A 26,043-nucleotide genomic window follows, 5' to 3' on the forward strand; every position below is an offset into this window, starting at 1 on the left:
TACTGAGATTCACGCCCTGCCCGGAAGTTTCTTCCAGGCCACTTCATTTCGCAAATAAACTGGCTCAGCGTGTTCAACGGCCACGGTTTTTCCCGCCGCCAGCAGCTGACAGGCGATCGGCAGCATGTCTTCGGCATGCGGAAGTAACACCTGACCATCGACTAACGAGAGACCGCTGTTTTTTGCCATATCCGGCCAGGCTGGCCAGCCTGTACCGACTGTAGCCCAAACGCCCGTAAGGTGTTTCAACCGTTCAGCAACGGCCTCAGGTTTGAGCACCGATTCGGTCTCTTCCCCGTGCCAGACGCCCTGCTCATCGCGGGTGTATTCCGCCCAGTAGACTTCGCCCATGCGGGCGTCAATAGCGGCCAGCACGCGCGTCGCGCCCGTCATGCGCCATGCGCCCTGCGCCATCGTGGCCAGCGTCGAGACGCCGATCATCGGGAGATTGGCACCCAGCGCCAGGCCCTGAGCGATACCAATGCCGATGCGCACACCGGTGAAGCTGCCTGGCCCACGGCCAAACGCCAGCGCGTCGAGTTCAGTTAAGGAGGTGTTGCCCTGGTGAAGGATCTCTTTCACCAGCGGCAGAATACGTTGGGTATGTTCCCGGGGGCACTCTTCAAAATGGGCAAAGAGGGAACCGTTATCCCACAGGGCTGCCGAGCAGGCCTCTGTAGCGGTATCAATAGCCAGAATTCGCATGGGTCTCGCGCTCTCGCAATAGTCAGTCACAAAATGGCGCGCATCTTAGCACACCCCAAGGGAAATTACTCCGCCGTTGGATTCGCCAGGAAACGCACCGCGCGATTAATGTCCCGCGTACGCGGTGCGGGCGGCAGGCTGGCGAGGAATGTCGCGCCGTACGGGCGCATCACCAGACGGTTATCGCAGATAACCAAAACGCCTCTGTCATCCGTATCACGGATCAGACGCCCGACGCCCTGTTTCAGGGTAATGACCGCATCCGGCAACTGGACGTCATCGAAGGGATCGCCCCCGCGCAGACGGCAGTCTTCCATCCGCGCTTTCAGCAGCGGATCGTCCGGCGAGGTAAACGGCAGTTTGTCGATGATGACTAATGATAGCGCATCGCCGCGCACGTCCACTCCTTCCCAGAAGCTGCTGGTCGCTACCAGCAGCGCATTTCCGGCGGTGACGAACTGCTGCAACAGCTGGCCTTTGCTGGTTTCGCCCTGTAACAGCACGGGCAACGTCATGGTGGCGCGGAATTGCTCGGCCAGATCGCGCATCATGGCGTGCGAGGTGCACAGCATAAAGCAGCGGCCATTGTTGGCTTCGATCATCGGTTTGAGCATCGCTGCGAGATGTTTCGCCGCGCCCGGCTGGTTCGGTAGCGGTAAATTGCGCGGCACACAGAGCAGCGCCTGAGTTTCGTAATCGAACGGGCTGGGCAGCAGGAGCGAATCCGACTCCTCAATGCCGAGGCGTTCGGTGAAATGGTGCAGGTCGTCGTTCACGGAGAGCGTCGCGGAGGTGAAGATCCAGCTCCCTGGCTTTTGCGCCATCACCTCTTTGAACTTATCGGCGACGGTCAGCGGCGTCAGTGCGAGGGTAAACTGGCGGGCGGTGCATTCGTACCAGTAGCTAAAGCCGGGCTGGTTGATCTCTTTCAGGCGTTTCAGGCGCGTACGATACAGCGTGGCACGTTCGAAAGCCGCATCGAGCAGCGCGCTGCGCCCAAGCGACAATTTCGCGACGTCGTAGCAGAGTTCCAGCGCATCATCGAGCAAGAGCAGCGCGCGCTGGATGTTGCTGTCGGCTAACAGCTCGCGCAAGTTCCCACGATAGCCAGGCTCACCCAGCTGCATACGGAAATCCTGCGCGCTTTGCGCCAGCCGGTCGGCACACTTTTGCAGCTGTTGGGTGTCGCGCAGTTCGGTGCGATAGGCAATGGTGAAATCTTTGGCGAGATCCTGAAGCTGGCGGCTGGAGAGCGACTGACCAAAATACTGGCTGGCGATGTCCGGCAGCTGATGGGCTTCATCGAAAATCATCACTTCCGCCTCCGGGATCAGTTCGCCGAAGCCGCCGTCTTTGACCACCATATCCGCCAGGAACAGGTGATGGTTCACCACCACCACGTCGGCGTCCATCGCCGTTTTACGCGCTTTGACGACGAAGCAATCTTTATACAGCGGGCAGTCGCTACCCAGGCAGTTGTCGTTGGTGCTGGTCACCAGCGGCCATGCCTGAGAATCTTCGGCGACGCTGGCGCAAGTGCTGATATCCCCGTCGGTAGTCTGATTGGCCCACGCGCGAAGAATGATTACATCGCTCAGCGTATTGACCGGCAGATCGCCCCCGGCCAGCGCCTGCTGTTCGAGGCGCTCCAGACACAGATAGTTCGAACGCCCCTTCAGGAGCGCCAGTCGGCCTTTGTATTTCAGGGCTTTTGCTACCGTCGGCAAATCGCGGCTGTAGAGCTGATCCTGCAACGCTTTCGAGCCGGTGGAGATAATCACTTTTTTCTTCGCGCGCAATGCAGGGGCAAGATAGGCGTAGGTTTTGCCCGTCCCGGTCCCCGCCTCGACCACCAGCGACTGGGTATTTTTGATGGCGCGGGTGACCGCTTCTGCCATGTGTCGTTGCGGCTCACGCGGTTTAAAACCGGGAATCGCCTGCGCTAACTGACCGTCTGCTGAAAAATCGTCTGCCACGTTGCTCTCTCACTGTATTTTTGCACAGGGATTATGTCAGCCCGCCCTCTCCTGTGCCAGTCGAAATAGACGTTGACGGAACATTATGGCAGTCTTGCGGCCTGAAGCCATTTATGAGGAAAGGTTTATGACAATTGTGCGCATTGATGCCGAAGCACGCTGGTCTGACGTTGTGATTCACAACCAGACGCTCTATTACACCGGTGTACCGGAAAATCTGGACGCCGACGCGTTTGAGCAAACGGCCAATACGCTGGCGCAAATTGACGCGATTCTGGAAAAACAGGGCAGCGATAAATCACGCATTCTGGATGCCACCATTTTCCTGGCGAACAAAGACGATTTTGCAGCGATGAACAAAGCCTGGGATGCGTGGGTTGTGGCGGGTCACGCGCCTGTACGCTGTACGGTACAGGCCACGCTGATGAAGCCGCAGTATAAAGTTGAGATCAAGATAATCGCGGCGGTATAAGACGATTACTCGTCTTCTTCTTCGTCATCCTCGAAACGCGCCACGATCCGATCGCCGGTATGGGTGGCGCGAATTTCCTGGGCAACGGTGGTAATCGCTTCGCCGCTGCTCATCCCCTGGGACATCAGCTCCTGAATTCGCTCGACCGCATTTTGCTGCTGTTCGTGACTGAGGGAAGGTAAACCTGCAAACATGATCAACTCCTGCTAAATTATCTGCGCTAATACATTCACGCAGCCCGGTAGTATGCCACACATGAACCCGTTACCCCCTACTGTCATTTCATTATCCTGGCGTCATGACGCCGCCGAATTTTGGTTTGCACGCCTAAGTCATCTCCCGTGGGCGATGCTTCTGCATTCAGGGCACGCGGATCATGCCTTTAGCCGCTTTGATATCCTGGTGGCCGACCCGCTCACTACGCTTTTGACGCACGGCGGCACGACGCGTATTTCGTCTGACGCTGAACGCATCTGCGGCGATGACCCGCTGTTGTTGCTTGAGCAGGAAATTAACGCCTTGCCGTTCGTCGCCTCGGCGAATGTGGACATGCCCTTCCAGGGCGGCGCACTGGGGCTGTTCGGCTACGATTTAGGCCGTCGATTCGAAACCTTGCCAGACCATGCGCAGAATGATATTTCCCTGCCGGACATGGCCGTCGGGCTTTACGACTGGGCGGTGATTGTCGATCACCACAAAAAAACCGTTTCCCTGCTTAGCCATACCGACGCCCACGCGCGGCTGGCGTGGTTAGAGGCGCAACAGCCCGTTTCACCCTCTAATTTTACCTTAACATCCGCCTGGCGATCCAACATGAGCGCTGACGCGTACGCCGATAAATTCCGGCAGGTGCAGGCGTATCTGCACAGCGGTGATTGTTATCAGGTAAACCTCGCCCAGCGTTTCCAGGCAAGTTTTACCGGCGACGAGTGGCAGGCCTTTACACACCTGAACGCCAGCAATCGCGCGCCGTTCAGCGCGTTTCTGCGTCTGGAACAGGGCGCGGTCCTGAGCCTGTCGCCAGAGCGTTTTATTCATCTCGCCGAGGGCAAGATTCAGACGAGGCCGATCAAAGGCACCCTGCCGCGCCTCGCCGACCCGCAAGCCGATAAGCAGCAGGCGGAAAAACTCGCGGCGTCACCGAAAGATCGCGCCGAGAATCTGATGATTGTCGATCTGATGCGCAACGACATTGGTCGCGTGGCAGCGCCCGGCAGCGTGCGCGTGCCCGAGTTATTCGTCGTAGAGCCCTTCCCGGCGGTGCATCATTTGGTCAGCACTATCACGGCACAACTTCCCGCCAGCCGTTCGGCCTGCGACCTGCTACGCGCGGCGTTTCCGGGTGGCTCGATCACCGGCGCGCCGAAAGTGCGCGCCATGCAGATCATTGATGAATTAGAACCTCATCGTCGCAACGCCTGGTGCGGCAGCATCGGGTATGTGAGCGTCTGTGGGACAATGGATACCAGCATCACTATCCGCACTCTGACGGCCTGCAACGGGCAGATTTATTGCTCTGCAGGCGGCGGCATTGTGGCCGACAGCCAGTGTGACGCGGAATATCAGGAAACCTTTGATAAAGTGAACCGCATCCTGCATCAACTGGAGAGCTAACGTTTGGATACCCACGATTTGACCCTGGATGATTTTCTGTCGCGCTTTCAGCTACTGCGCCCGCAGGTAAACCGCGACACGCTGAACAGCCGCCAGGCAGCGGTATTGATTCCCGTGGTGCGCCGCGAACAGCCAGGATTGTTACTCACCAAGCGCTCGTCACATCTGCGTAAACATGCTGGCCAGGTGGCATTTCCTGGCGGCGCGGTGGATGCGTCTGACGCCTCTCTCATTGCCGCCGCACTGCGCGAAGCTCAGGAAGAGGTGGCCATTCCGCCGGAGGCCGTTGAAGTGATTGGCGTGTTGCCACCGGTAGACAGCGTGACCGGTTTTCAGGTGACGCCCGTCGTGGGGATTATTCCGCCCAATCTTCACTATCACGCCAGCGAAGATGAAGTGGCAGCGGTGTTTGAAATGCCGCTGGCAGAAGCACTGCGTTTGAGTCGTTATCATCCGCTGGATATTCAACGGCGTGGGCACGATCATCGGGTGTGGTTGTCGTGGTATCAGCATTATTTTGTCTGGGGCATGACGGCAGGCATTATCCGTGAGCTGGCGCTGCAAATCGGCCTGAAGCCTTGACTATACTTTACATTCCGATTTTTTCTGCGCGTTTGCGAGTGACGTCGCATCATTAGTAAATCAGGGGTTATTCATTAGTTTAATTCATGTGAATAGTTAAGCCGACCTACAGGTTCCCTCTTACACTATGCGCAGTTATAACATCGTTACTGGAACCCCGGTAACCCTGTCAGGAGTGAGAAAGTGATTAGTATATTCGACATGTTCAAAGTGGGGATTGGCCCGTCTTCTTCCCACACTGTAGGCCCAATGAAGGCCGGTAAACAGTTCGTCGATGATCTGGTCGAAAAAGGATTACTGGAAAGCACTACCCGCGTGGCCGTTGATGTTTACGGTTCGCTCTCTTTAACGGGTAAGGGCCACCACACCGATATCGCCATTATTATGGGTCTGGCAGGTAACATGCCGGACACAGTGGATATTGACGCCATTCCGGCGTTTATCCGCGACACTGAAACACGCGGTCGTCTGCTGCTGGCTAACGGCAAGCACGAAGTGGATTTCCCCCACGACGACGGTATGCGTTTTCGTAGCGACAACCTGTCGCTGCATGAAAACGGGATGCAGATCCACGCCTTTAATGGCGACAAAGTGATCTACAGCAAAACCTATTACTCGATCGGCGGTGGTTTTATCGTCGATGAAGAGCATTTCGGCAAAGACGCGGTGAGCGACGTTAACGTTCCTTATCCGTTCAAATATGCCCAGGATATGCTGGACTACTGCAAAGAGACCGGCCTGTCACTCTCCGGCATGGTGATGCAGAACGAACTGGCGCTGCACAGCAAAAAAGAGATCGAAGACTATTTTGCTAACGTCTGGCAAACCATGCAGGCGTGTATCGATCGCGGGATCAACACCGAAGGCGTATTGCCTGGGCCGCTGCGCGTACCGCGTCGCGCCTCTGCCCTGCGTCGTATGCTGGTGACGACCGATAAGTTCTCCAACGATCCGATGAACGTGGTCGACTGGGTGAATATGTTCGCACTGGCGGTGAACGAAGAGAACGCCGCCGGTGGCCGCGTGGTAACAGCGCCAACCAACGGTGCCTGCGGTATCGTTCCGGCTGTGCTGGCCTATTACGATCACTTTATCGAACCGGTCACCCCGGATATCTACATCCGCTATTTCCTCGCAGCGGGTGCAGTGGGCGCGTTGTACAAAATGAATGCGTCCATTTCCGGTGCCGAAGTCGGCTGTCAGGGCGAAGTTGGCGTGGCCTGCTCAATGGCCGCGGCTGGCCTGTCTGAGCTGCTGGGTGCAAGCCCGGAGCAGGTGTGCGTGGCGGCGGAAATCGGCATGGAGCATAACCTCGGTCTGACCTGCGACCCGGTTGCCGGCCAGGTGCAGGTGCCGTGCATCGAGCGTAACGCTATCGCCTCGGTGAAAGCGATCAACGCCTCGCGCATGGCGATGCGCCGCACCAGCGAACCGCGCGTGTCGCTGGATAAGGTCATCGAAACCATGTACGAAACCGGTAAAGACATGAACGCCAAATACCGTGAAACCTCACGCGGCGGTCTGGCCATTAAGGTGCAGTGCGACTAAGCACTCCATTGATTATTCTCTCTCGCCCATCTGCAACGGATGGGCGATATTTATTCGCTTTCTCGTCACCGTAACATTTCCCCACTACACTTTCTGTGTTGCCCTGGCTCCTGTGCTGGCGGCTTATCGAGCCCCCTTTCATGCAGAATGCGCAAAGGATCATTAAAAGCTATCGCCGAAACCGCATTATGGTCTGTGTGCTGGTGGCTTTTATTACGCTCTTTCTGACCCTCGGCATTCGGTTTATTTCACAGCGCAATTTAAATCAGGAACGTATTCACACCTTTGTCAGCCACTCGGTGAATGCGCTGGATAAGATCCTGATGCCGCTGCAGGCGGGCCGAGAAACCTTGCAAGCTCTGGTCGGATCGCCCTGTCCTGACGCCCATCTGGCGCTGCGTAAACGGGCCGCAACCCTGCAAACCGTGCGTTCTATTGCGCTGATTAAAGACGGTATCCTTTACTGCTCCAGCATTTTTGGCGATCGCGATGTTCCCATCCGCCAGGTGCAACCCGATCTGCCCTCCAGCCAGCCGCAACTGGTCCTGTCGACGGACAAATCGCTGCTCAAAGGCAGTCCGATTCTGATCCAGTGGTATCCGGTTTCCGACAGCGGAGAAGATGGCGTGATGCAGATTGTGAATATCGATCTGATCACCAAAATGATGCTTGAGCCGCAGCGCCCGCTGATCACCGATGTGAGTCTGAACGTCGGGAACAAATTCCTGCGTTACGGGCAGAACGTCGCTGACACGCTGGCAGTCACGCAAGACGCCATGATCCTGAGCCAAACATCAGGCCATTTCCCCTTCACCATCACCGTCAGCGGGCCGGGTGCCAGCGAACTGGCGCTGATCAATCTTCCCTCACAGCTTCCGCTGGCCGTCCTGCTGAGCCTGCTGCTGGGCTATATCGCCTGGCTTGCCACTGCCAGTCGCATGAGTTTTACCTGGGAAATAAACCTTGGACTGGCCGCGCGGGAGTTCGAACTGTTCTGCCAGCCGTTGCTCAATGCCCGCACGCAGAAATGCGTCGGAGTGGAGATCCTGCTGCGCTGGAATAATCCTCGCCAGGGCTGGATTTCCCCCGACGTGTTTATTCCGCTGGCGGAGGAACATAATCTGATCGTTCCGCTGACACGCTACGTGATTATGGAAACCGTCCGTCAGATTGGCTATTTTCCGGCGAACAAAGGATTTCATATCGGCATTAACGTCGCAGCCAGCCACTTTCGCAATGGCGTGCTGCTCCAGGATCTGAATCGCTACTGGTTTAGCGCCCGTCCAAAACAACAGTTGATTGTCGAACTCACCGAGCGCGACGCGCTGCTGGATGTGGATTATCGCATCGTGCGGGAACTGCATCGTAAAGAGGTGAAGCTGGCGATTGATGATTTTGGTACTGGCAACAGCTCACTTTCATGGCTGGAAAAACTGCGCCCGGACGTGCTCAAAATAGACAAATCGTTTACCACCGCGCTGGGTACTGATGCAGTGAATTCGACAGTGACAGATATCATTATTGCGCTGGGGCAGCGGCTGAATATCGAGCTGGTCGCCGAGGGCGTGGAAACGCAGGAGCAGGCGCGCTATTTGCGCCATCACGGGGTCAATATCTTGCAGGGTTTCTTGTATGCGCGACCGATGCCGCTGAAGGATTTTCCGCAGTGGCTGGCAGAGAGTTCACCTCCGCCAGCACCGCGTAACGGGCATATCCTTCCGGTTATGCCGTTGCGTTAAACCTGATTACTCTTCTTCGTCGTGGTCGGACTGCTCTTTAACAATACGCACCATGTCTACGCGGTAATCGTTCGCCTGTACGATGGTGATTTGCAATCGCGGCAGTTCAATGATGTCGCCAACACGTGGGATCTGGCCGTTAACCGCAATGACTAACCCGGCAACGGTGGCAATATCTTCTTCATCGTTGATGATATTGTCGAGGCCCAGCGTATGTTGCAGAGCGTGCAGATCGGTGGTGCCTTTCACTAACCAGCCGTCGCCATCAGCAACAATTTCTGGCGTTTCATCGGCATCCGGGAATTCACCGGCAATCGCTTCCAGCACGTCCAGCGGCGTCACAAGGCCCTGCACCACACCAAATTCGTTGGTCACGATAACAAAGCTACCGCGCGCACGGCGCAGGACGCCCAGCAGATTGATCGGGTCCAGCGTTTCCGGGACCACAATTGCCGGAGAGGCCGCCGCGATAGCTTCCACGTTAACGCCTTCTTCCAGCGCCACCAGCATTTCTTTCGCGCGAACGACGCCGATTATCTCGTCCAGTTCACCGCGACATACCGGGAACAGGCTGTGCGGTGAGGAGAGCAACTGCTGGCGAATTTCATCCACGCTCAGGTTGGCATCTACCCAGCTAATTTCACCGCGCGGGGTCATGATCCCACGCAACGAGCGTGACGCCAGCGACAGCACGCCGTTAATCATGTAACGCTCTTCTTCAACAAACGCGCCTTCTGGCACCGGCACCGGGTTACGGTTCGCGGTTTCAGGCTGGACGTTGGTCTGGCGGCGACCGCCCATCAGACGCAGGATGGCGTCAGCGGTACGGGCACGCAGCGGCTGATTAGACTGCTGTTTGATAAAGTTACGGCGCGCAATCTGGTTAAACAGCTCGATAAGAATCGAGAAGCCAATCGCGGCGTACAGGTAGCCTTTAGGAATATGGAAACCGAAACCTTCTGCGACCAGGCTCAGGCCAATCATCAGCAGGAAGCTCAGACACAAGACCACAACCGTCGGATGTTCGTTCACAAAACGCGTCAGCGGCTTAGACGCCAGCAACATCACGGCCATTGCAATCACTACCGCGGCCATCATTACCGGCAGATGGTTCACCATGCCGACAGCGGTAATCACCGCATCCAGCGAGAAGACAGCATCAAGCACCACAATCTGCGCGACAACCACCCAGAAACTCGCATACCCCTTACCGTGTCCGTCGTCGTGCTGTCGGTTTTCCAGCCGTTCATGCAACTCGGTTGTCGCCTTGAAGAGCAGGAAAAGTCCCCCCACCAGCATGATCAAATCACGGCCGGAGAAGGTGAAATCCATCACGGTAAACAACGGTTTGGTCAGAGTGACCATCCACGAAATGACGGACAACAGCGCAAGTCGCATGATAAGCGCTAACGAAAGGCCGATTAAACGCGCTTTATCGCGCTGTTTTGGCGGCAGCTTATCCGCAAGGATGGCGATAAACACCAGGTTGTCGATACCAAGAACTATCTCAAGAACAACCAGCGTGAGTAATCCTACCCAGATTGACGGGTCCATTAAGAATTCCATGAAAAGCTCCTGCTAAAGGAATGACTAAACGGCGCCCCGAAAACAGTGGGCGAAATGACGGTAGACGTGTGCAATGGGTGGCGAGGTTCGCCGGCGAGCGAGGCGCAAAATGGCCTGTTAGATGACTGACGTCGGTGACGGTCCATACGGTGGGCTGTAGCCCTATACTCCTGGTAATTAAACGGAGGCTAAACATATCAGAGACAATAGCTTTTTAGCAAAGATTTACTTTCCTTTGCAAAGTTATGTTACAGAGTCGATTTTCATTTGAGATAAATCTGCTCTGTGAAGCTAAATTACGGATCTTCATCACATAAATTATTTTTTCACTATCTAAAATAAATCCCGGAAGTCTTAGTTAACTTAACTATAACCCTTATCTGAATCGATTCGGTGCGCCGAAAACGTTTCTCAGTACGCCTGCGGGCAGGCGTATTAATGATAATAAAAGGAGGTAGCAAGTGACCATTGCTATTGTAATAGGCACACATGGTTGGGCTGCAGAGCAGTTACTCAAAACCGCAGAAATGCTGTTGGGTGAGCAGGAAAACGTCGGCTGGATTGATTTCGTCCCTGGCGAAAACGCTGAAACGCTGATTGAGAAATACACTGCTCAACTGGAGAAGCTGGATACCAGCAAAGGCGTGCTGTTTCTCGTTGATACATGGGGTGGCAGTCCGTTTAACGCCGCCAGCCGCATTGTCGTCGATAAAGAGCATCATGAAGTTGTCGCTGGCGTAAACATCCCGATGCTGGTGGAAACGCTGATGGCGCGTGACGACAACCCGAGCTTTGACGAACTGGTCGCTCTGGCTGTTGAAACCGGTCGTGAAGGTGTGAAAGCGCTGAAGGCACAACCCGTAGAAAAACCTGCTCCGGTTGCTGCTGCCGTGAAATCTGCCGTTCCCACCAAACCTATGGGCGCGAACGATTACATGGTTATCGGGCTGGCGCGTATTGATGACCGCTTAATCCACGGCCAGGTGGCAACGCGCTGGACCAAAGAAACCAACGTGAAACGCATTATCGTCGTCAGCGACGAAGTGGCCGCCGATCACGTTCGTAAAACCCTTCTCACCCAGGTTGCTCCTCCGGGCGTTACCGCACACGTCGTGGACGTCGCTAAGATGATCCGCGTGTATAACAACCCAAAATATGCCGGTGAACGCGTAATGCTCCTGTTCACCAACCCGACAGACGTTGAGCGCGTTGTGGAAGGCGGCGTGAAAATCACCTCCGTGAATATCGGTGGTATGGCTTTCCGTCAGGGCAAAACGCAGGTAAACAACGCGATTTCCGTCGATGAAAAAGATATCGAAGCCTTCAATAAGCTGAATGCACGCGGTATTGAACTGGAAGCCCGTAAAGTTTCCACGGATCAGAGACTGAAAATGATGGATTTGATCGGCAAAGTTGGGAAATAACCCAGGCGCTGATTTTTCACATAAAGCTTATGTTATAGGAGAAGTACAATGGAGATTACCACTCTTCAGATTGTGCTGGTGTTCATCGTCGCGTGTATTGCGGGTATGGAATCCGTACTTGATGAATTTCAGTTCCACCGTCCACTGGTGGCCTGTACGTTGATTGGCGCCGTTCTCGGCGATATGAAAACCGGTATTATCATCGGTGGTACGCTGGAAATGATCGCTCTGGGCTGGATGAACATCGGTGCGGCAGTTGCGCCTGATGCGGCACTGGCATCCATCATTTCTACGGTTCTGGTTATTGCCGGGCATCAAAGCATCGGTGCCGGTATCGCACTGGCTATCCCACTGGCAGCAGCTGGCCAGGTTCTGACCATCATCGTTCGTACTATCACCGTGGCCTTCCAGCACGCGGCGGACAAGGCGGCAGATAATGGCAACCTGACGGCGCTCTCGTGGATCCACGTCTCGTCCCTGTTCCTGCAGGCAATGCGTATCGCTATCCCTGCGGTTATCGTTGCCATCTCTGTTGGTACCAGCGAAGTGCAGAGCATGCTGAACGCGATTCCAGAAGTCGTGACCGGCGGTCTGAACATCGCGGGTGGCATGATCGTGGTGGTTGGTTATGCGATGGTCATCAACATGATGCGTGCAGGCTACCTGATGCCGTTCTTCTACCTCGGCTTTGTTACCGCGGCGTTCACTAACTTCAACCTGGTTGCTCTGGGTGTGATTGGTGCGGTGATGGCGATTCTGTACATCCAGCTGAGCCCGAAATATAACCGCGTCGCGGGTGCACCAGCGCAGGCTGCTGGTAACAACGATCTCGATAACGAACTGGACTAGCAGGTGAGCGAAATGGTTGATATGACAAAAACTACCACCGAGAAAAAACTCACTCCGGGTGATATTCGTGGCGTATTCCTGCGTTCGAACCTGTTCCAGGGTTCATGGAACTTCGAACGTATGCAGGCGCTGGGCTTCTGCTTCTCTATGGTACCGGCGATTAGACGCCTGTATCCGGAAAACAACGAAGCACGTCGCCAGGCGATTAAACGTCACCTGGAATTCTTTAACACCCATCCTTACGTTGCGGCTCCGGTTCTCGGCGTAACCTTAGCGATGGAAGAGCAGCGTGCGAACGGCGCAGAGATTGACGATGGTGCTATCAACGGTATCAAAGTTGGTCTGATGGGTCCGCTGGCAGGCGTGGGTGACCCGATCTTCTGGGGTACCGTGCGTCCGGTCTTCGCGGCACTCGGCGCGGGTATCGCGATGAGCGGCAGCCTGCTCGGTCCACTGCTGTTCTTCATTCTGTTCAACGCAGTCCGTCTGGCGACCCGTTACTACGGCGTGGCTTACGGCTACCGTAAAGGTGTCGATATCGTTTCTGATATGGGCGGCGGCTTCCTGCAGAAACTGACTGAGGGGGCGTCCATTCTCGGCCTCTTTGTCATGGGGGCCCTGGTGAACAAGTGGACGCACGTGAACATCCCGCTGGTGGTGTCGACTATCACCGGCCAGGATGGGCAAACGCGTGTAACCACCGTGCAGACCATCCTGGACCAGCTGATGCCGGGCCTGGTGCCACTGCTGCTGACCTTCGCCTGTATGTGGCTGCTGCGTAAGAAAGTGAACGCCCTGTGGATCATCGTTGGCTTCTTCGTCATCGGTATCGTGGGTTACGCTATCGGCCTGCTGGGTCTGTAAGTTTTTGCTTTATCCACCGGGGGCTTGCCCCCGGTTTTTTATTCTGGAGGACGAATGACGGTTACGGACATCGTACTGGTTCTGTTTATTGTTGCCCTTCTGGCGTACGCCATTTATGACGAATTCATTATGCCCCGCCGCCACGGCGAGACATTGCTCAGCGTTCCCCTTCTGCGACGCGGTCGGGTTGATGCGTTTATCTTTGCTGGCCTTCTCGCCATCCTGATTTACAACAATGCCATGAGTCATGGAGCATTATTAACCACATGGTTATTATGTGCGCTGGCATTAATGGCGATTTATCTCTTTTGGATCAGGGCGCCTAAGGCAATCTTTAAACGGGATGGTTTTTTCTTCGCCAATGCGTGGATAGAATATAACCGTATTAAAGAGATGAATTTATCCGAAGACGGTGTGCTGGTGATGCAATTAGAACAACGCCGATTGCTCATCCGGGTGAAGGATATCGATGATCTTGAGAAAATATACAAAACAATGGTTAAAACTCAATAGGTTATATTTATAGCAATGGCTATATATTGTCCCTTTCGAATATGTGCAATATATAGCCTCAGCTATATTCCAGACTGAATTAACTTATATTTATTAACGTTATTCTCACCGATAAATCTAAATGAAAATCGTTATCAACTGGTTAATGTAATAACACATTCCTGTTGTTGTTTTATATTCTAAAAATATGTTAAGGTTGCGCCCGTCGTTGGGGAGTAGCCGATTTCCCGTCCCAGGGAAATGTACGTGTCAACATACTCGTTGAAAAACGTGGTGCGTACGGATCGCTTACTGCACAGTTTCTGTGCATTGAGGTCAGGCGAGACCATAGATACATCAACTGCTGTTTACTGGGGGCAGTGATGTGTCATATGGATATCCCCGGTCTGGACGCTTTTTATGAATATCTCCGCTACGATCCTTCTCGCTTTCGGCATGTCCATGGACGCTTTCGCGGCTTCGATGGGAAAAGGTGCCACTCTCCACAAACCAAAATTCTCTGAAGCCCTGCGCACCGGTCTTATTTTTGGCGCCATTGAAACGCTCACCCCGCTTATTGGCTGGGCGATGGGTATGCTGGCCAGCCAATTTGTTCTGGAATGGAACCACTGGATTGCCTTTATTCTGCTGGCGTTCCTCGGCGGGCGTATGGTCATTGAAGGGTGTCGCGGAAATACCGCTGAAGACGAAGCGCCGATTCACCGCCACGGTTTCTGGCTGCTGGTGACCACCGCGATTGCCACCAGCCTTGATGCGATGGCCGTCGGTGTCGGTCTGGCGTTTTTGCAGGTGAATATTATCGCCACCGCGCTGGCTATCGGCTGCGCGACGTTGATTATGTCGACGCTGGGCATGATGGTCGGTCGATTTATCGGCCCGCTGTTAGGTAAGCGAGCCGAAATTCTGGGCGGTATTGTGCTAATCGGAATTGGCGGACAGATCCTCTGGTCGCACTTCTACGGTTAACTCTCGCGCTGCCAGCAGTGAAGACTAAAATCTGTCTGGCAGCGGAACTGTTCTTGTTTCCCTAAAGTTTCCCACACTTCCGGTTTTGCCCGCCACGCGAACGGTGTCATCTGAAGTAGCGCCACCGCCTCTTCGCCTTGCAGATCCATTTCGTAACCCAATGACTGTTCATGCTTCAGCGCAAAACCTGCCAGCTGTTCTGAATGCGGGGCGTGCAGACGTACTTCGTCATAAATCAACCCTTTCATTTCCATCAGGTGTTTCGGTCCTGGCGTAACGGTCAGCACCCAGCCGCCGGGTTTAACCACCCGCGCCAGCTCTTGCGCTTTGCACGGGGCGTAAATACGAATAATGGCGTCCTGACTGGCGTCTTCAAACGGCAGGCGATGGCTGGAGGCAACACAAAATGTCACCTGAGGATAGCGCTTCGCGGCGGCACGGATCGCTGATTTAGACACATCAAGGCCGACAGTTTCTGCACCTTTACTCTTAGCGACATCCGCGAACGCCGCCGTGTAATAGCCTTCACCACAGCCAATATCCAGAATCGACGTCGCGCCTTCACCCAGCACATGGGTAAGCCAATTAGCGACAGCGTCACGCAGCGGCTGATAATGTCCGGCTTCCAGAAATGCGCGACGGGCCTGCATCATCTCAGCGGAATCGCCCGGATCGCGCGAACGCTTATGCTGAACCGGCAGCAAATTCACGTACCCTTCTTTCGCCTGGTCAAACCGGTGCCCCTGCGGACAGGTATAGCTGTTTTCTTCGCGCGTCAGCAACGCGTGGCATAGGGGACAACTGAATGACATGGTAACTCCAGACAATAGCAAAGGGCGAAAGTGTACCGCTATTCGCCCTTGTATAAAACGCCTGGCTTAGCGCATGACGATAAGATGGCTGGAATCGGGCGCTAAGCCGTCGGGTTCGACATTTTCGATGCGCAGGACATCGCCCATAATCTGGCTAAACACCGGGGCTGACACTGCGCCGCCATAATAGCTTCCATTTTGCGGATCGTTAATAACGACGGCCAGCGCAAATCTGGGGCGACTGGCCGGAGCGACACCCGCCGTGTAGGCAACGTATTTGTCGACATACTTCCCGTCATCACCGATTTTTTTCGCAGTACCGGTTTTTATCGCCACGCGATAATCCCGCACTGCCGCTTTAATACCGCCTCCGCCAGGGAGTGCCACGCTTTCCATCATATGTTCGACCTGATGAACAATCTCTTCAGGCATGACCTGATGCCCCATGACAGGTGGATCGATTCGCGTGATTGACAGCGGACGCTCAAGGCCATAGCTGCCGATGGTGGCGTAAACGTGCGCCAGCTGCAGCGGCGTGACCATCAGTCCATAACCAAAGGCAAATGTCGCCCGATCAAGCTGGCTCCAGAATTTACGCTGCGGAAGTAAGCCGCTGCTCTCACCGGTCAGCCCCAGGCCTGTGCTTTCACCAAAACCGAAACCCTGATAGGTATCTAACAAATGTTGTATTGGCATCGCCAGCGAGAGCCGCGACACCCCTGTATCGCTCGACTTTTGCAAAATGCCGGTCAGCGATAATTCAGGATAGTAGCCCACGTCGCGGATTCGGTGGCCGTCAAGCATGTACGGATGCGTATCTATCACACTGTCAGGCTGAACCAGACCCTGATGCAATGCCGTCATCAGCACCAGAGGTTTGACGGTTGAGCCAGGCTCGAAGGTATCGCTGATAGCACGGTTACGGAAATCATTCAGCGTTGCGCCTTCCCGATTGTTGGGATTAAAGTCTGGGAAGCTCGCCATCGAAAGAATTTCCCCGGTCTGCACGTTAATCAGTACCGCCGCGCCCGACTCGGCTTTATTCCACGCCACTGCGTTGTCTAATGCATCTTCGGTGATTGTCTGCAGTCGCTCATCGATACTGAGCTGAATATTGTGCGCAGGCACCGGAGAAAATTCCGTCAGGTTTTCAATGACATGCCCGTAGCGATCTTCTCTCACTCGCCTGACACCCGGCTGGCCAGTCAGTTGGCTATTAAAGCTCTTTTCGACGCCCTCAATCCCCTGCCCGTCAATGTTGGTAAAACCGAGAAGATTGGCCGCCACATGCCCGGCAGGATAAAAGCGACGTGACTCATCGCGTAAATTAATCCCCGGCAAGTTGAGTTTATCGATCCATTGCGCCTGTGAAGGGTCAACCTGGCGGGCAAGATAGATGAAACGTCCCTGTGGAGTGCTATTGATGCGCGCAGCCAGAGTGCTAAGAGATATGTGCAGGGCGCTGGCTAGCGCCTGCCAACGATCGTCAAAACCGACTCCGCCTTTCGCCAGAATTGTTTTCGGGTCAGCCCACACTGCTCTGACCGGCACACTTACCGCCAGCGGTCGACCTTCTCGGTCGGTAATCATTCCCCGTGGTGCGTTGATCGCGACTTCTCGCAGGGAGCGCATATCTTCCTGTTTAACCAGGTTGTCAGGTTTGATGATTTGTAGCCAGGCGACGCGACCCAGCAGGAATGCGAGACTAAAGAAAATGGCAAGGCAAAGCAGTGCAAAACGCGCCGGGGTGAAGTTACCGGCAGGGATAGAGAGTTTCTTTTTCACCCGAGCTCCAGGTCTAATTAACAGCGCCTTGATTTAACGAGAAAAAGAGTTCCTTTGGTGCGAAAACAATGCTTCTAACCTCGCAGCTTTGCAACAAACTACTAACAGAAGTGAAGAAGGTAACATTTTGAAAAAAAAGGATTAAAAAAGCCCCGCAGAAGCGAGGCTTTATGTCTGAGAGCGAAACGCAATAGCGCTTCTAAATCAGCAGGGATTCGATCAGATAGCGGTTACGTTAACAGCAGCCGGACCTTTCTGGCCGTCCTGAATTTCGAACTCAACGTTCTGGCCTTCAGCCAGAGTTTTGAAGCCGTTACCCTGGATTGCAGAGAAGTGTACGAACACGTCTTTGCTGCCATCAGCAGGAGTAATGAAGCCAAAACCTTTAGACTCGTTGAACCACTTAACTTGACCTTTAATCTTTGCCATTTGCAAAATTCCTTAGATTGTTTTCTTAGCCCGCAGGCATTAACTTAGATAAAACTGAGACATTACTGATTGAGGCACTAATATAAGGTTCGGCAGAGAAGCGGTATTCAACGACAACGTGTTTACTCAGGACTTCTTTACTGAAAATGCCACACATAAACAGAACTGTACCTCGTTTGACCCAAAACGTGTTATTACATACAACGAAAATTATGGCAAGCCATTTTTAAACGTGTCTAGATCCGCCGCACAAACTCTGATGTTACTTTGCTACATTATGCACAACTGCACGCACACTAATAGCACAGCCACCGGAGTTAGCCCGCCTGACAGCAACCTTCATAGCCACTGTAATCTATAGCAATTTTACCTTAGCTCAATCTTTGATACAGATCCAGAGTGCGTCGAATGTTTATTGAGCGCAATGATTGAGTTAGAACAATTTGCGAAAAGTTATGCTGAAATCAACGTAAGGGTTTGAGTTTCTCAATGAAATAAACCGGTTATTTGTTGTTCAGCTTCTTCATATAAGTCTGAAACTCCCGTTTTCTGTATTGCACCAAAATAATGAAAGTTTAGTGACACTGCTTCAAAAGAAAGCAAGAAAAACGTTTCGATGGAAATACGCGACAAGTGACAGGGTTGTAATAGAGAATATATTCAGCGAGGCGGCGAAAGATCACAGGGATAAATATTGACCAATTTTCAATATTCTAAAGTTGTCATTAATCGGGGCTACATTACTCAGCGCCTGAGTGAGCTCCAGCACCGGCTCGTCGAGAGACTCATCGGCCAGCTCAAACACGCCCCAGTGGATCGGAAAGGCGAGCGGCATTGCCATTTGTTGCCAAAGTGCGATGGCGGATTGCGGGTCCATATGATGAGAGGCCATGAACCAGCGCGGTGCATACGCACCAGCGGGTAAAGCAGCGGCGGTGATCTCCCCCAGCCTTTCAGGAATGTCGAGCAGCTGAGGGGAATATCCCGTGTCGCCGCTGAACCAGAAACGCTGAGTCGTCCCTTCGAATACCCACCCGCACCACAGCGAGCGGTTACGATCCCAGAATGTCCGCATACTCCAGTGCTGGGCCGGCACAGCGGTCAGGGAAATGCCCTGAAAGATCGCACACTGCCACCAGTCAAGCTCAGTGATATTTTTAGCACCGCGACGACGAAACCAATCGCCTAGCCCCAAAGGAACGAAAATGGCGAGTTCAGGAAAGCGACGCAGTAGAGGGCGAATAGTGGCAGAATCGAGATGATCGTAGTGATTGTGAGAGATGATTAATGCATCAATTCGTGGAAGGGAATCCACGCTAATGGCAGGCGGTGTTTTGCGTTCTGGCCCAGCGAATGGCAAGGGTGAAGCGCGCCTGGACAATACCGGGTCGGTCAGCAGATATTGTCCATTTAAACGTAAAAGCACGCTGGCATGCCCCAGCCACCACACGCCATCTTCTGAGCGTTCATTCAGTTCGACCGGCTGCCACCATTGTTGAATAAAATGGTCATAGCCGAGTGAAGGCGATTTCGGTAAACCCGCCTCTTTTCGCTCTTTACGCCAACGTTCAACGTCACCCGGTTGATGACCCGCAGCGTCAATATTGCGAAAACCGTCAGGGCTGTGATGTTGTAGGGAGGGGTTATACCAGGGATTTTTCCAGACCATAGCCGCCTCCCCCTGCTCTGCGTGTTAGCGCTCAGCCACCAGACGAATGAAATCATCTTCGTCTTCTTTGGCCGCTTCAACCGGTGCTTTAGGCACGTCTTTCTCTTCAGGCTCATTGGCTTCGCACAGTCGGCGAAGCAACGCATTCTGGCGCTTCTGCTGGTCAAGCAGCGCTTCCAGCAGCTCAATCTGTTCATTGGTACGCGAACTGGCACGATTCACAAAGAACCAAAACACCAGCCCGATAACCATAACAATCACAGAGATCACCATTGAGGCTACGTTCAGTAGCCCCGAATTCACTAACTCACCCATTTTACCACCTCAATAAAAACGCCATTTTAGCACTGACGCAGAGGAAGGGTACCATCTGTTAGAAAAATGAGTACTACCAGGGGATGAATTGATTGATCGCGCAAATGCCACTAAAAAACTGTACATCCTGATCGCACATCACATTGATCGTCTGTGTCCATAAAATGACGCATGCAATCAGCACAACGATCAGAATTACCCAGCGAAATTTTTTCACTCCACACTCCGTCTTATTACCTGATATCTCCAGGTTATCACGGTTATCTTAAACAAAAACTAACTGTACCTTCATCAGAAAATTTTCAGAATTATGCACTTGTTTCATAGAGTAAAACTATTACGCTTAATAGCATTATTAGCAAAAAAAAAGAGGCATCAATGCGATTCATTATTCGGACAATTATTGTCCTTGCTATTGTGTGGATTGGTTTATTACTTTCTGGATACGGCGTGCTGATGGGAAGCACAGAAAACGCAGCAGGACTGGGCATTCAATGTAAGTACTTGACCGCTAATGGCGTCAACACTGCACAGTATTTGCACACTGACAGCGGTATTATCGGTCTGTCCAATTGCCCTGTGCTGCGTAAAAGTAAGATGGTCGTGGATAACGGTTAATCTGGCTTGCCACCGAATAAAAAAACGCCGCATTTTTAGCGGCGTTTTTTATTGGCTGATTTTAGAACGGATAGTCGTTATAGCCCATCTGTTCAGAAATCTTGCGCGCCGCCGTATGCAGCATTTCAACATACTCGTGCAGGCGCTCTTCCGAGAAACGCAGCGTCGGGAAAGAGATGCTCAGGCCCGCGATAACCACACCAAAGCGATCAAACACAGGGACGCCGATACAACGTAAGCCCTCTTCCTGCTCCTGGTTATCTTCGCCATAGCCCTGCTCGCGGACTTTATCCAGCACAGTCAGCAACTCATCGGTGCTGGTGATGGTGCGTTCAGTACTGCGCTTGTATTCAACACCTTCGAGGATTTCTTTAACTTCCTCGCGGTCACGCCACGCCAGCAGAACCTTACCGATAGCGGTACTGTAAAGCGGGTTACGACGACCAATGCGTGAGTACATACGCAGGTTGTACATGGAGTCGATTTTGTGGATGTAGACGATGCTGTCTTCATCCAGCGCGCCCAGGTGGACGGTCTCTTTCGTCAGGCGTGAAAGTTCACGCATTTGAATGTCAGCGCTGCGAATGAGATCCACATTTTGCAGAGCACGGGCACCCAGTTCGAACAATTTCAGGGTCAGAGAATATTTCTCAGATTCACCTTCCTGTGCCACATAGCCCAGAGATTTCATGGTTTGCAGAAAGCGATAAACGGTGCTTTTCGACATCATCACACGCTGCGACAACTCTGTAATACCAATCTCGCGCTCTTCACCAAGCGCCTGTAAGATGCCAAACACCTTCAGCACGGAAGAAACAGAATCTGGCTGTTTATCCAAATCTGCGATAGCCATTAATCACCTCATTGCGAGTGTTTTATAAAAATCAGAACCGGTTTTTATTATAAATTCGTGACCGGCAAGCTGCAATCAATCTGCGTTTACTTCGTTACAAATCTGCGACATAAAACCGAAATAACGATGCTAAAATAGTTACCCTGAGAATAATATCACCCTGAGCGTTTCATTTCCCATGGAAAAAAATCCCTCTGATGGTTTGCCCTTGCCGCAACGGTACGGTGCAATTGCTACCATTATTATCGGTATCTCAATGGCTGTCCTTGACGGCGCCATTGCAAACGTGGCACTTCCTACTATCGCCAGCGATTTGCACGCTTCCGCCGCCAGTTCCATTTGGGTGGTCAATGCGTACCAGATTGCTATTGTTGTTTCCCTGCTCTCTTTCTCATTTCTTGGAGATATGTTCGGCTATCGCCGCGTCTACCAATGCGGCCTGGCTGTGTTTACTGTCACGTCCCTGTTTTGCGCACTTTCTGACTCTCTGCACACGCTCACCTTTGCGCGTATCGCACAGGGATTTGGCGGCGCGGCACTGATGAGCGTGAATACCGCGCTGATACGCCTTATCTACCCGCAACGTCACCTTGGACGTGGGATGGGGATTAACTCGTTCATTGTGGCGGTTTCTTCTGCCGCCGGGCCAACCATTGCAGCAGCCATTCTCTCGGTCGCGTCGTGGCAGTGGCTGTTCCTGATTAACGTGCCGCTGGGGATTATTGCCCTACTTTTTGCCCTGCGCTATCTGCCTGAAAACAGTGCCAAAAGCTCGATGCCGCGCTTTGACCTACCGAGCGCAGTGATGAATGCCCTGACCTTTGGCTTGCTGATAACAGCACTCAGCGGCTTTGCCCAGGGACAATCTCTGGCATTAATTGCTGCTGAGATTGTCGCCATGCTGGTCATCGGTTTCTTCTTTGTCCGCCGCCAGCTGGCACTGCCCACCCCGCTTCTGCCTGTCGATCTGCTGCGCATTCCGCTGTTTTCCCTCTCGATTGGCACGTCCATTTGCTCTTTCTGCGCCCAGATGCTGGCCCTGGTCTCTTTGCCCTTCTTTTTGCAAGGCGTGATTGGACGCACTGAAGTCGAAACCGGTTTACTGCTCACCCCGTGGCCGCTGGCGACTATGGTGATGGCTCCGCTTGCGGGCTATCTCATTGAACGGGTTCATGCGGGATTACTGGGTGCGTTAGGATTAGTGGTGATGGCGACCGGACTGTTCGCGCTGGCAATGCTGCCAGCGGCACCGACGGATCCGGATATTATCTGGCGCATGATCCTGTGCGGGGCCGGTTTTGGCCTGTTCCAGTCACCGAATAATCACACCATCATCACCGCCGCTCCGCGTCATCGCAGCGGTGGTGCCAGCGGAATGCTAGGCACCGCGCGTCTGTTAGGACAAAGCTCAGGGGCCGCGCTGGTGGCGCTAATGTTTAACGTCGCCGGACAAAATGGCACGCATGTCGCGCTCTTTACAGCCGGAACGCTAGCCACACTCGCCGCCGTCATCAGCGGCCTGCGCGTTACGCAACCTCGCGTTGAGGCATAAAAAAAGCCGGGTGGCAATTTCTGCTCAACCCGGCTTCTATTTCGTACTGCTCGGTTACTTAATGTATTCCCCACTGCGCAGCGCTTCGATACGCTTATCCAGTGGCGGGTGAGTCATAAAGAGCTCACTCAGCGATTTTGATTTACCGTTGATGCAAAATGCCATCATGCTGGTTGCTTCCTGCGGCTCATAGCTGGTTTTCAGGCGCTGGAGTGCGGCAATCATCTTCTCGCGACCCACCAGTTTTGCTGAACCCGCATCCGCATGGAACTCACGATGACGGGAGAACCACATGGTAATGATACTTGCCAGAATACCGAACACCAGTTCCAGCACCATGGCGACCGCGAAATAGATCAGCGGGTTGCCGTTGCTTTCTTCACCGTCATCACGGTTGCCGCCCATGAAGCCTGCTGCAATCTGCGCCAGAATACGCGAGATAAAGATGACGAAGGTGTTTACCACGCCCTGAATCAGGGTCATGGTCACCATGTCGCCGTTGGCGATGTGGCTGATTTCATGGGCAATAACGGCTTCAGCTTCATCACGGCTCATATTCTGCAGCAGACCGGTGCTCACAGCCACCAGCGATGCATCACGACGAGCCCCCGTTGCAAAGGCGTTAATATCCGGTGCGTGATAAATCGCTACCTGCGGCATAGCGATACCCGCCTGGCGCGACTGCTGTGCCACGGTATTCATCAGCCACTGTTCCATATCGTTACGCGGCTGTTCAATAACTTCGCCACCGACCGACTTCAGAGCCATCCACTTCGACATCAGCAGAGAAATAAACGATCCACCAAAACCGAACAGCAGCGCCATAATCAGCAGGCCTTGAACGCTGCTCGATTGGATCCCTGTCAGGCTTAGCACAAGCCCGAATACCACCATAACCGCAAGGTTGGTGACCAGGAAGAGCGCGATTCGCATCATAATTTTCTTTTAACCTCTGTTTAACAAAACGCACTATGCGATTACCCACATCGTATGGGTATTGTGGCTATTTTCAAGGATTCGAGGGGCGTAAGTCACCAGAAAGACACAACTTTACATTGTTTATTGGCTTACTGACGGGACGATGCAGAACTAAAAAAAACAGGCACAATTTCTTGTGCCTGTTGGGGACTTATTTCGCCGGAGCGGGCTGTTCAGCCGGTTTGCTCTTTTCCTGATTTGCCAGGTCGAGAGCGATATGCACCGTCTCGTCAAGGTAAGGATCAGGCTCCTGGTAATCCTTCGGCAGATCTTCCAGGTTTTTCAGCAATGGCTTGCCTTCTCGTTTGAAACGGTCGTTGATGCGCGCCAGTCGGGTGGCATCATCTTCGTTGTTTTCTTTCTCACGCTGAGCGTAGTTAAGAGAAACGATATTCCGCTTATCTTTCAGGGCATTAAAGCGCGCAATGTCCTTCATGATGTACTGGAATTCCGGGTCTTTAGCGATACGATCGTTATGCGCTTTCAGCAACTCAGGTCCGAACTGGGTCATGTCGCCTGATTTCACGAAGGTGGCAGCATTAATGCTATCCCACGGCAACGCGTTATCTTCAAACTTCTCGCCCGTTTCTGTCTCTTCGGTGCCCGTCGGCATCATGATGTCCGGCGTCACGCCTTTACGCTGTGTACTGCCACCGTTCACGCGATAGAACTTCTGAATGGTGTACTGTACAGAACCCAGCGCAGGCCATTCAGGGCGCAGCATCTGATCGTAAATGCGGTTCAGGGAACGGTATTGCTGCACCGTACCTTTACCGAATGTCGGTTCGCCGACAATCAGGGCACGACCATAATCCTGCATAGCCGCCGCAAAGATTTCAGATGCCGAAGCACTGAAACGATCGACCAGCACAACCAGCGGACCTTTGTAGTAAACAACGCCGTCGGTGTCAGCATCTTCACGCACTTTGCCATTGTTATCACGTACCTGAACCACAGGACCAGACGGGATAAACAGGCCAGAAAGCGAAACTGCTTCGGTCAGCGCTCCGCCGCCGTTGGTACGCAAATCAATGATAACGCTACTGACATTCTGCTTTTCAAGCTTCTGAAGCTGTACTTTGACATCATCGGTCAGACCGACATAGAAGCCAGGAATATCAAGGACGCCAACTTTCTCTTTGCCGACCGTTTTCACGGACATTTTCACCGCGCGGTCTTCAAGACGGATGCGCTCGCGAGTCAGCGTAACAATACGGGTTTTGGTGCCTTTACCTGCAGGCAAGATCTCAAGGCGAACCTTGCTGCCTTTCGGGCCTTTAATTAATGCGACGACATCGTCCAGACGCCAGCCGATCACATCGACAATGTTCTGCCCTGTCTGACCGACGCCCACGATACGGTCGCCGACGCTAATCGTTTTACTTTTCGAAGCCGGGCCACCTGCCACCATGGAGTTGATGACCGTATAGTCTTCATCCATTTGCAGCACCGCACCAATACCTTCCAGAGACAGGCTCATTTCGGTATTGAATTGTTCGGTGTTGCGCGGGGAAAGGTAGTTTGTATGCGGGTCGATTTCGTGCGCAAAGGCAGTCATTGCCAGAGAGAACACGTCTTCGCTGTTGGTCTGCGCCAGACGGCGAATCGCCGATTTGTAGCGACGAGTCAGCGTTTCGCGAATCTCTTTCTCATCTTTACCGGTGAGTTTGAGGCTCAGCTCATCGAACTTAACTTTGCCGTCCCACAGCGCATTCAATTCAGCTTCATCTTTCGGCCACGGCGCTTTGCTGCGGTCAAGATTGAAGTTATCGTTGCCGGTGAAGTCCATTGGACGTTCCAGCACTTTCAGCGCGTATTGATAACGTTCAAAACGACGCTTCTGGGAAAGATTGTAGAGATCGTAGAACAGATCGAGTTTACCGCTGCGCAGCTCATCACCGACGTCGGTTTTACGTTTTGCGAACTGTTCAATGTCACTGGCCAGCAGCACATTGTGACTGTAATCCAGCAGGTTCAGATACCGATCAAAAATTTTGGCCGAAAAGGCCTGATCGAGATCGAACTGACGATAATGTGAACGGGTGAAACGCGAAGTTACGCGCTCACTCACCGTTGCGTGCTGAGTCTCTTCCTTTAACACCGGAATTTGATCTGCACGCGTAATATCGTCCACTGCGAAAGCGTGGCCTGTTATTGCAAACAGGCCAGCCAGCGCGGTGATCTTAAAAAGAGTGTTCATGCCAGGCTTGGCCT

Annotated in this window: 25 protein-coding genes and 1 pseudogene; 12 read left to right on the top strand and 14 right to left on the bottom strand. The window is 53.3% G+C overall.

Going from position 1 to position 26,043, the window contains the following annotated elements:
* Nucleotides 1-9: 9 nt before the first annotated feature.
* Together tsaB and C3708_RS15010 are read right to left on the bottom strand one after the other, a co-directional pair.
* Entirely contained in the window at nucleotides 10-705 is a 696-nt protein-coding gene (tsaB, locus tag C3708_RS15005) for a tRNA (adenosine(37)-N6)-threonylcarbamoyltransferase complex dimerization subunit type 1 TsaB (RefSeq protein ID WP_103949645.1), read from the bottom strand.
* A 65-nt stretch (nucleotides 706-770) separates the two neighbouring features.
* Nucleotides 771-2,681, bottom strand: a complete 1,911-nt coding sequence (locus tag C3708_RS15010; protein ID WP_095282338.1) for an ATP-dependent DNA helicase — start codon at nucleotides 2,679-2,681, stop codon at nucleotides 771-773.
* A gap of 127 nt (nucleotides 2,682-2,808) precedes the next feature.
* Here C3708_RS15010 and C3708_RS15015 point away from each other — a divergent pair, with 127 nt between their 5' ends.
* Complete coding sequence (locus C3708_RS15015; RefSeq protein ID WP_095282339.1) at nucleotides 2,809-3,153, top strand: RidA family protein; 345 nt, start codon at nucleotides 2,809-2,811, stop codon at nucleotides 3,151-3,153.
* 5 nt (nucleotides 3,154-3,158) lie between these two features.
* Here C3708_RS15015 and C3708_RS15020 read toward each other — a convergent pair whose 3' ends face one another.
* Nucleotides 3,159-3,347, bottom strand: a complete 189-nt coding sequence (locus C3708_RS15020) for a YoaH family protein (RefSeq protein ID WP_095282340.1) — start codon at nucleotides 3,345-3,347, stop codon at nucleotides 3,159-3,161.
* Between the two features lie 61 nt (nucleotides 3,348-3,408).
* Here C3708_RS15020 and pabB point away from each other — a divergent pair, with 61 nt between their 5' ends.
* From pabB to C3708_RS15040, 4 genes are all read left to right on the top strand, one after another.
* Nucleotides 3,409-4,767, top strand: a complete 1,359-nt coding sequence (pabB, locus tag C3708_RS15025) for an aminodeoxychorismate synthase component 1 (protein WP_103949646.1) — start codon at nucleotides 3,409-3,411, stop codon at nucleotides 4,765-4,767.
* Nucleotides 4,768-4,770: 3 nt separating this feature from the next.
* A complete protein-coding gene (locus C3708_RS15030; protein ID WP_103946060.1) occupies nucleotides 4,771-5,349 on the top strand; it encodes a CoA pyrophosphatase in 579 nt (192 codons plus the stop codon).
* Between the two features lie 183 nt (nucleotides 5,350-5,532).
* The gene (gene sdaA / locus C3708_RS15035) at nucleotides 5,533-6,897 is read left to right on the top strand and encodes an L-serine ammonia-lyase (protein WP_095282343.1); all 1,365 of its coding nucleotides are present in this window, start codon (nucleotides 5,533-5,535) and stop codon (nucleotides 6,895-6,897) included.
* Nucleotides 6,898-7,037: 140 nt separating this feature from the next.
* A complete protein-coding gene (locus C3708_RS15040; protein WP_103949647.1) occupies nucleotides 7,038-8,636 on the top strand; it encodes an EAL domain-containing protein in 1,599 nt (532 codons plus the stop codon).
* A gap of 6 nt (nucleotides 8,637-8,642) precedes the next feature.
* Here the strand turns inward: C3708_RS15040 and yoaE are convergent, their stop codons facing one another.
* Nucleotides 8,643-10,202 (bottom strand): CNNM family cation transport protein YoaE, encoded by a 1,560-nt coding sequence (gene yoaE, locus C3708_RS15045; protein WP_095282345.1) that lies wholly within the window; start codon nucleotides 10,200-10,202, stop codon nucleotides 8,643-8,645.
* A gap of 461 nt (nucleotides 10,203-10,663) precedes the next feature.
* Between yoaE and manX the strand changes: the two genes are divergently transcribed.
* From manX to mntP, 5 genes are all read left to right on the top strand, one after another.
* Nucleotides 10,664-11,626, top strand: a complete 963-nt coding sequence (gene manX / locus C3708_RS15050; RefSeq protein ID WP_095282346.1) for a PTS mannose transporter subunit IIAB — start codon at nucleotides 10,664-10,666, stop codon at nucleotides 11,624-11,626.
* 48 nt (nucleotides 11,627-11,674) lie between these two features.
* Nucleotides 11,675-12,475, top strand: coding sequence for a PTS mannose transporter subunit IIC (manY, locus tag C3708_RS15055; RefSeq protein ID WP_022648448.1), 801 nt, complete (start codon nucleotides 11,675-11,677; stop codon nucleotides 12,473-12,475).
* Between the two features lie 12 nt (nucleotides 12,476-12,487).
* Nucleotides 12,488-13,339: a PTS mannose transporter subunit IID gene (locus C3708_RS15060; RefSeq protein WP_095282347.1), complete on the top strand. Its 852-nt coding sequence runs from the start codon at nucleotides 12,488-12,490 to the stop codon at nucleotides 13,337-13,339.
* 54 nt (nucleotides 13,340-13,393) lie between these two features.
* Nucleotides 13,394-13,852 (top strand): DUF986 family protein, encoded by a 459-nt coding sequence (locus C3708_RS15065; RefSeq protein ID WP_095282348.1) that lies wholly within the window; start codon nucleotides 13,394-13,396, stop codon nucleotides 13,850-13,852.
* A 399-nt stretch (nucleotides 13,853-14,251) separates the two neighbouring features.
* Nucleotides 14,252-14,818 carry a manganese efflux pump MntP gene (gene mntP / locus C3708_RS15070; RefSeq protein ID WP_095282349.1) on the top strand — a complete coding sequence of 189 codons (567 nt, stop codon included), beginning with the start codon at nucleotides 14,252-14,254 and terminating at the stop codon, nucleotides 14,816-14,818.
* Here the strand turns inward: mntP and rlmA are convergent.
* The 7 genes and pseudogenes from rlmA to mgrB all read right to left on the bottom strand — a co-directional run bounded on the left by rlmA (nucleotide 14,815) and on the right by mgrB (nucleotide 20,045).
* On the bottom strand, nucleotides 14,815-15,630 hold the full coding sequence (rlmA, locus tag C3708_RS15075; protein WP_103946062.1) for a 23S rRNA (guanine(745)-N(1))-methyltransferase: 816 nt from the start codon (nucleotides 15,628-15,630) through the stop codon (nucleotides 14,815-14,817). The genes mntP and rlmA overlap by 4 nt on opposite strands.
* 66 nt (nucleotides 15,631-15,696) lie before the next feature.
* Nucleotides 15,697-17,415, bottom strand: a complete 1,719-nt coding sequence (gene ftsI / locus C3708_RS15080; RefSeq protein ID WP_165790681.1) for a peptidoglycan glycosyltransferase FtsI — start codon at nucleotides 17,413-17,415, stop codon at nucleotides 15,697-15,699.
* 219 nt (nucleotides 17,416-17,634) lie between these two features.
* On the bottom strand, nucleotides 17,635-17,844 hold the full coding sequence (gene cspE, locus C3708_RS15085) for a transcription antiterminator/RNA stability regulator CspE (RefSeq protein ID WP_001062678.1): 210 nt from the start codon (nucleotides 17,842-17,844) through the stop codon (nucleotides 17,635-17,637).
* A 12-nt stretch (nucleotides 17,845-17,856) separates the two neighbouring features.
* Nucleotides 17,857-18,001: pseudogene (locus C3708_RS15090) on the bottom strand (DUF2627 domain-containing protein).
* A 522-nt stretch (nucleotides 18,002-18,523) separates the two neighbouring features.
* A complete protein-coding gene (locus tag C3708_RS15100) occupies nucleotides 18,524-19,513 on the bottom strand; it encodes an MBL fold metallo-hydrolase (protein WP_095282352.1) in 990 nt (329 codons plus the stop codon).
* 24 nt (nucleotides 19,514-19,537) lie between these two features.
* Nucleotides 19,538-19,828, bottom strand: a complete 291-nt coding sequence (locus tag C3708_RS15105) for a YebO family protein (RefSeq protein ID WP_095282353.1) — start codon at nucleotides 19,826-19,828, stop codon at nucleotides 19,538-19,540.
* 73 nt (nucleotides 19,829-19,901) lie between these two features.
* Nucleotides 19,902-20,045, bottom strand: coding sequence for a PhoP/PhoQ regulator MgrB (gene mgrB / locus C3708_RS15110; RefSeq protein ID WP_095282354.1), 144 nt, complete (start codon nucleotides 20,043-20,045; stop codon nucleotides 19,902-19,904).
* Nucleotides 20,046-20,206: 161 nt separating this feature from the next.
* Between mgrB and C3708_RS15115 the strand changes: the two genes are divergently transcribed.
* Complete coding sequence (locus C3708_RS15115) at nucleotides 20,207-20,446, top strand: YobH family protein (protein WP_095282355.1); 240 nt, start codon at nucleotides 20,207-20,209, stop codon at nucleotides 20,444-20,446.
* Between the two features lie 61 nt (nucleotides 20,447-20,507).
* Here C3708_RS15115 and kdgR read toward each other — a convergent pair whose 3' ends face one another.
* A complete protein-coding gene (kdgR, locus tag C3708_RS15120) occupies nucleotides 20,508-21,299 on the bottom strand; it encodes a DNA-binding transcriptional regulator KdgR (protein WP_095282356.1) in 792 nt (263 codons plus the stop codon).
* A 178-nt stretch (nucleotides 21,300-21,477) separates the two neighbouring features.
* Between kdgR and C3708_RS15125 the strand changes: the two genes are divergently transcribed.
* Nucleotides 21,478-22,851, top strand: coding sequence for an MFS transporter (locus C3708_RS15125; RefSeq protein ID WP_103946066.1), 1,374 nt, complete (start codon nucleotides 21,478-21,480; stop codon nucleotides 22,849-22,851).
* 54 nt (nucleotides 22,852-22,905) lie between these two features.
* Here C3708_RS15125 and htpX read toward each other — a convergent pair whose 3' ends face one another.
* Together htpX and prc are read right to left on the bottom strand one after the other, a co-directional pair.
* Entirely contained in the window at nucleotides 22,906-23,787 is an 882-nt protein-coding gene (gene htpX, locus C3708_RS15130; RefSeq protein ID WP_103949649.1) for a protease HtpX, read from the bottom strand.
* Nucleotides 23,788-23,980: 193 nt separating this feature from the next.
* Entirely contained in the window at nucleotides 23,981-26,029 is a 2,049-nt protein-coding gene (gene prc, locus C3708_RS15135; protein WP_103946067.1) for a carboxy terminal-processing peptidase, read from the bottom strand.
* Nucleotides 26,030-26,043 lie beyond the last annotated feature (14 nt).

Origin of the sequence: Lelliottia sp. 7254-16 (genome assembly GCF_002922995.1) — a bacterium.
Classification (GTDB): domain Bacteria; phylum Pseudomonadota; class Gammaproteobacteria; order Enterobacterales; family Enterobacteriaceae; genus Enterobacter; species Enterobacter jeotgali.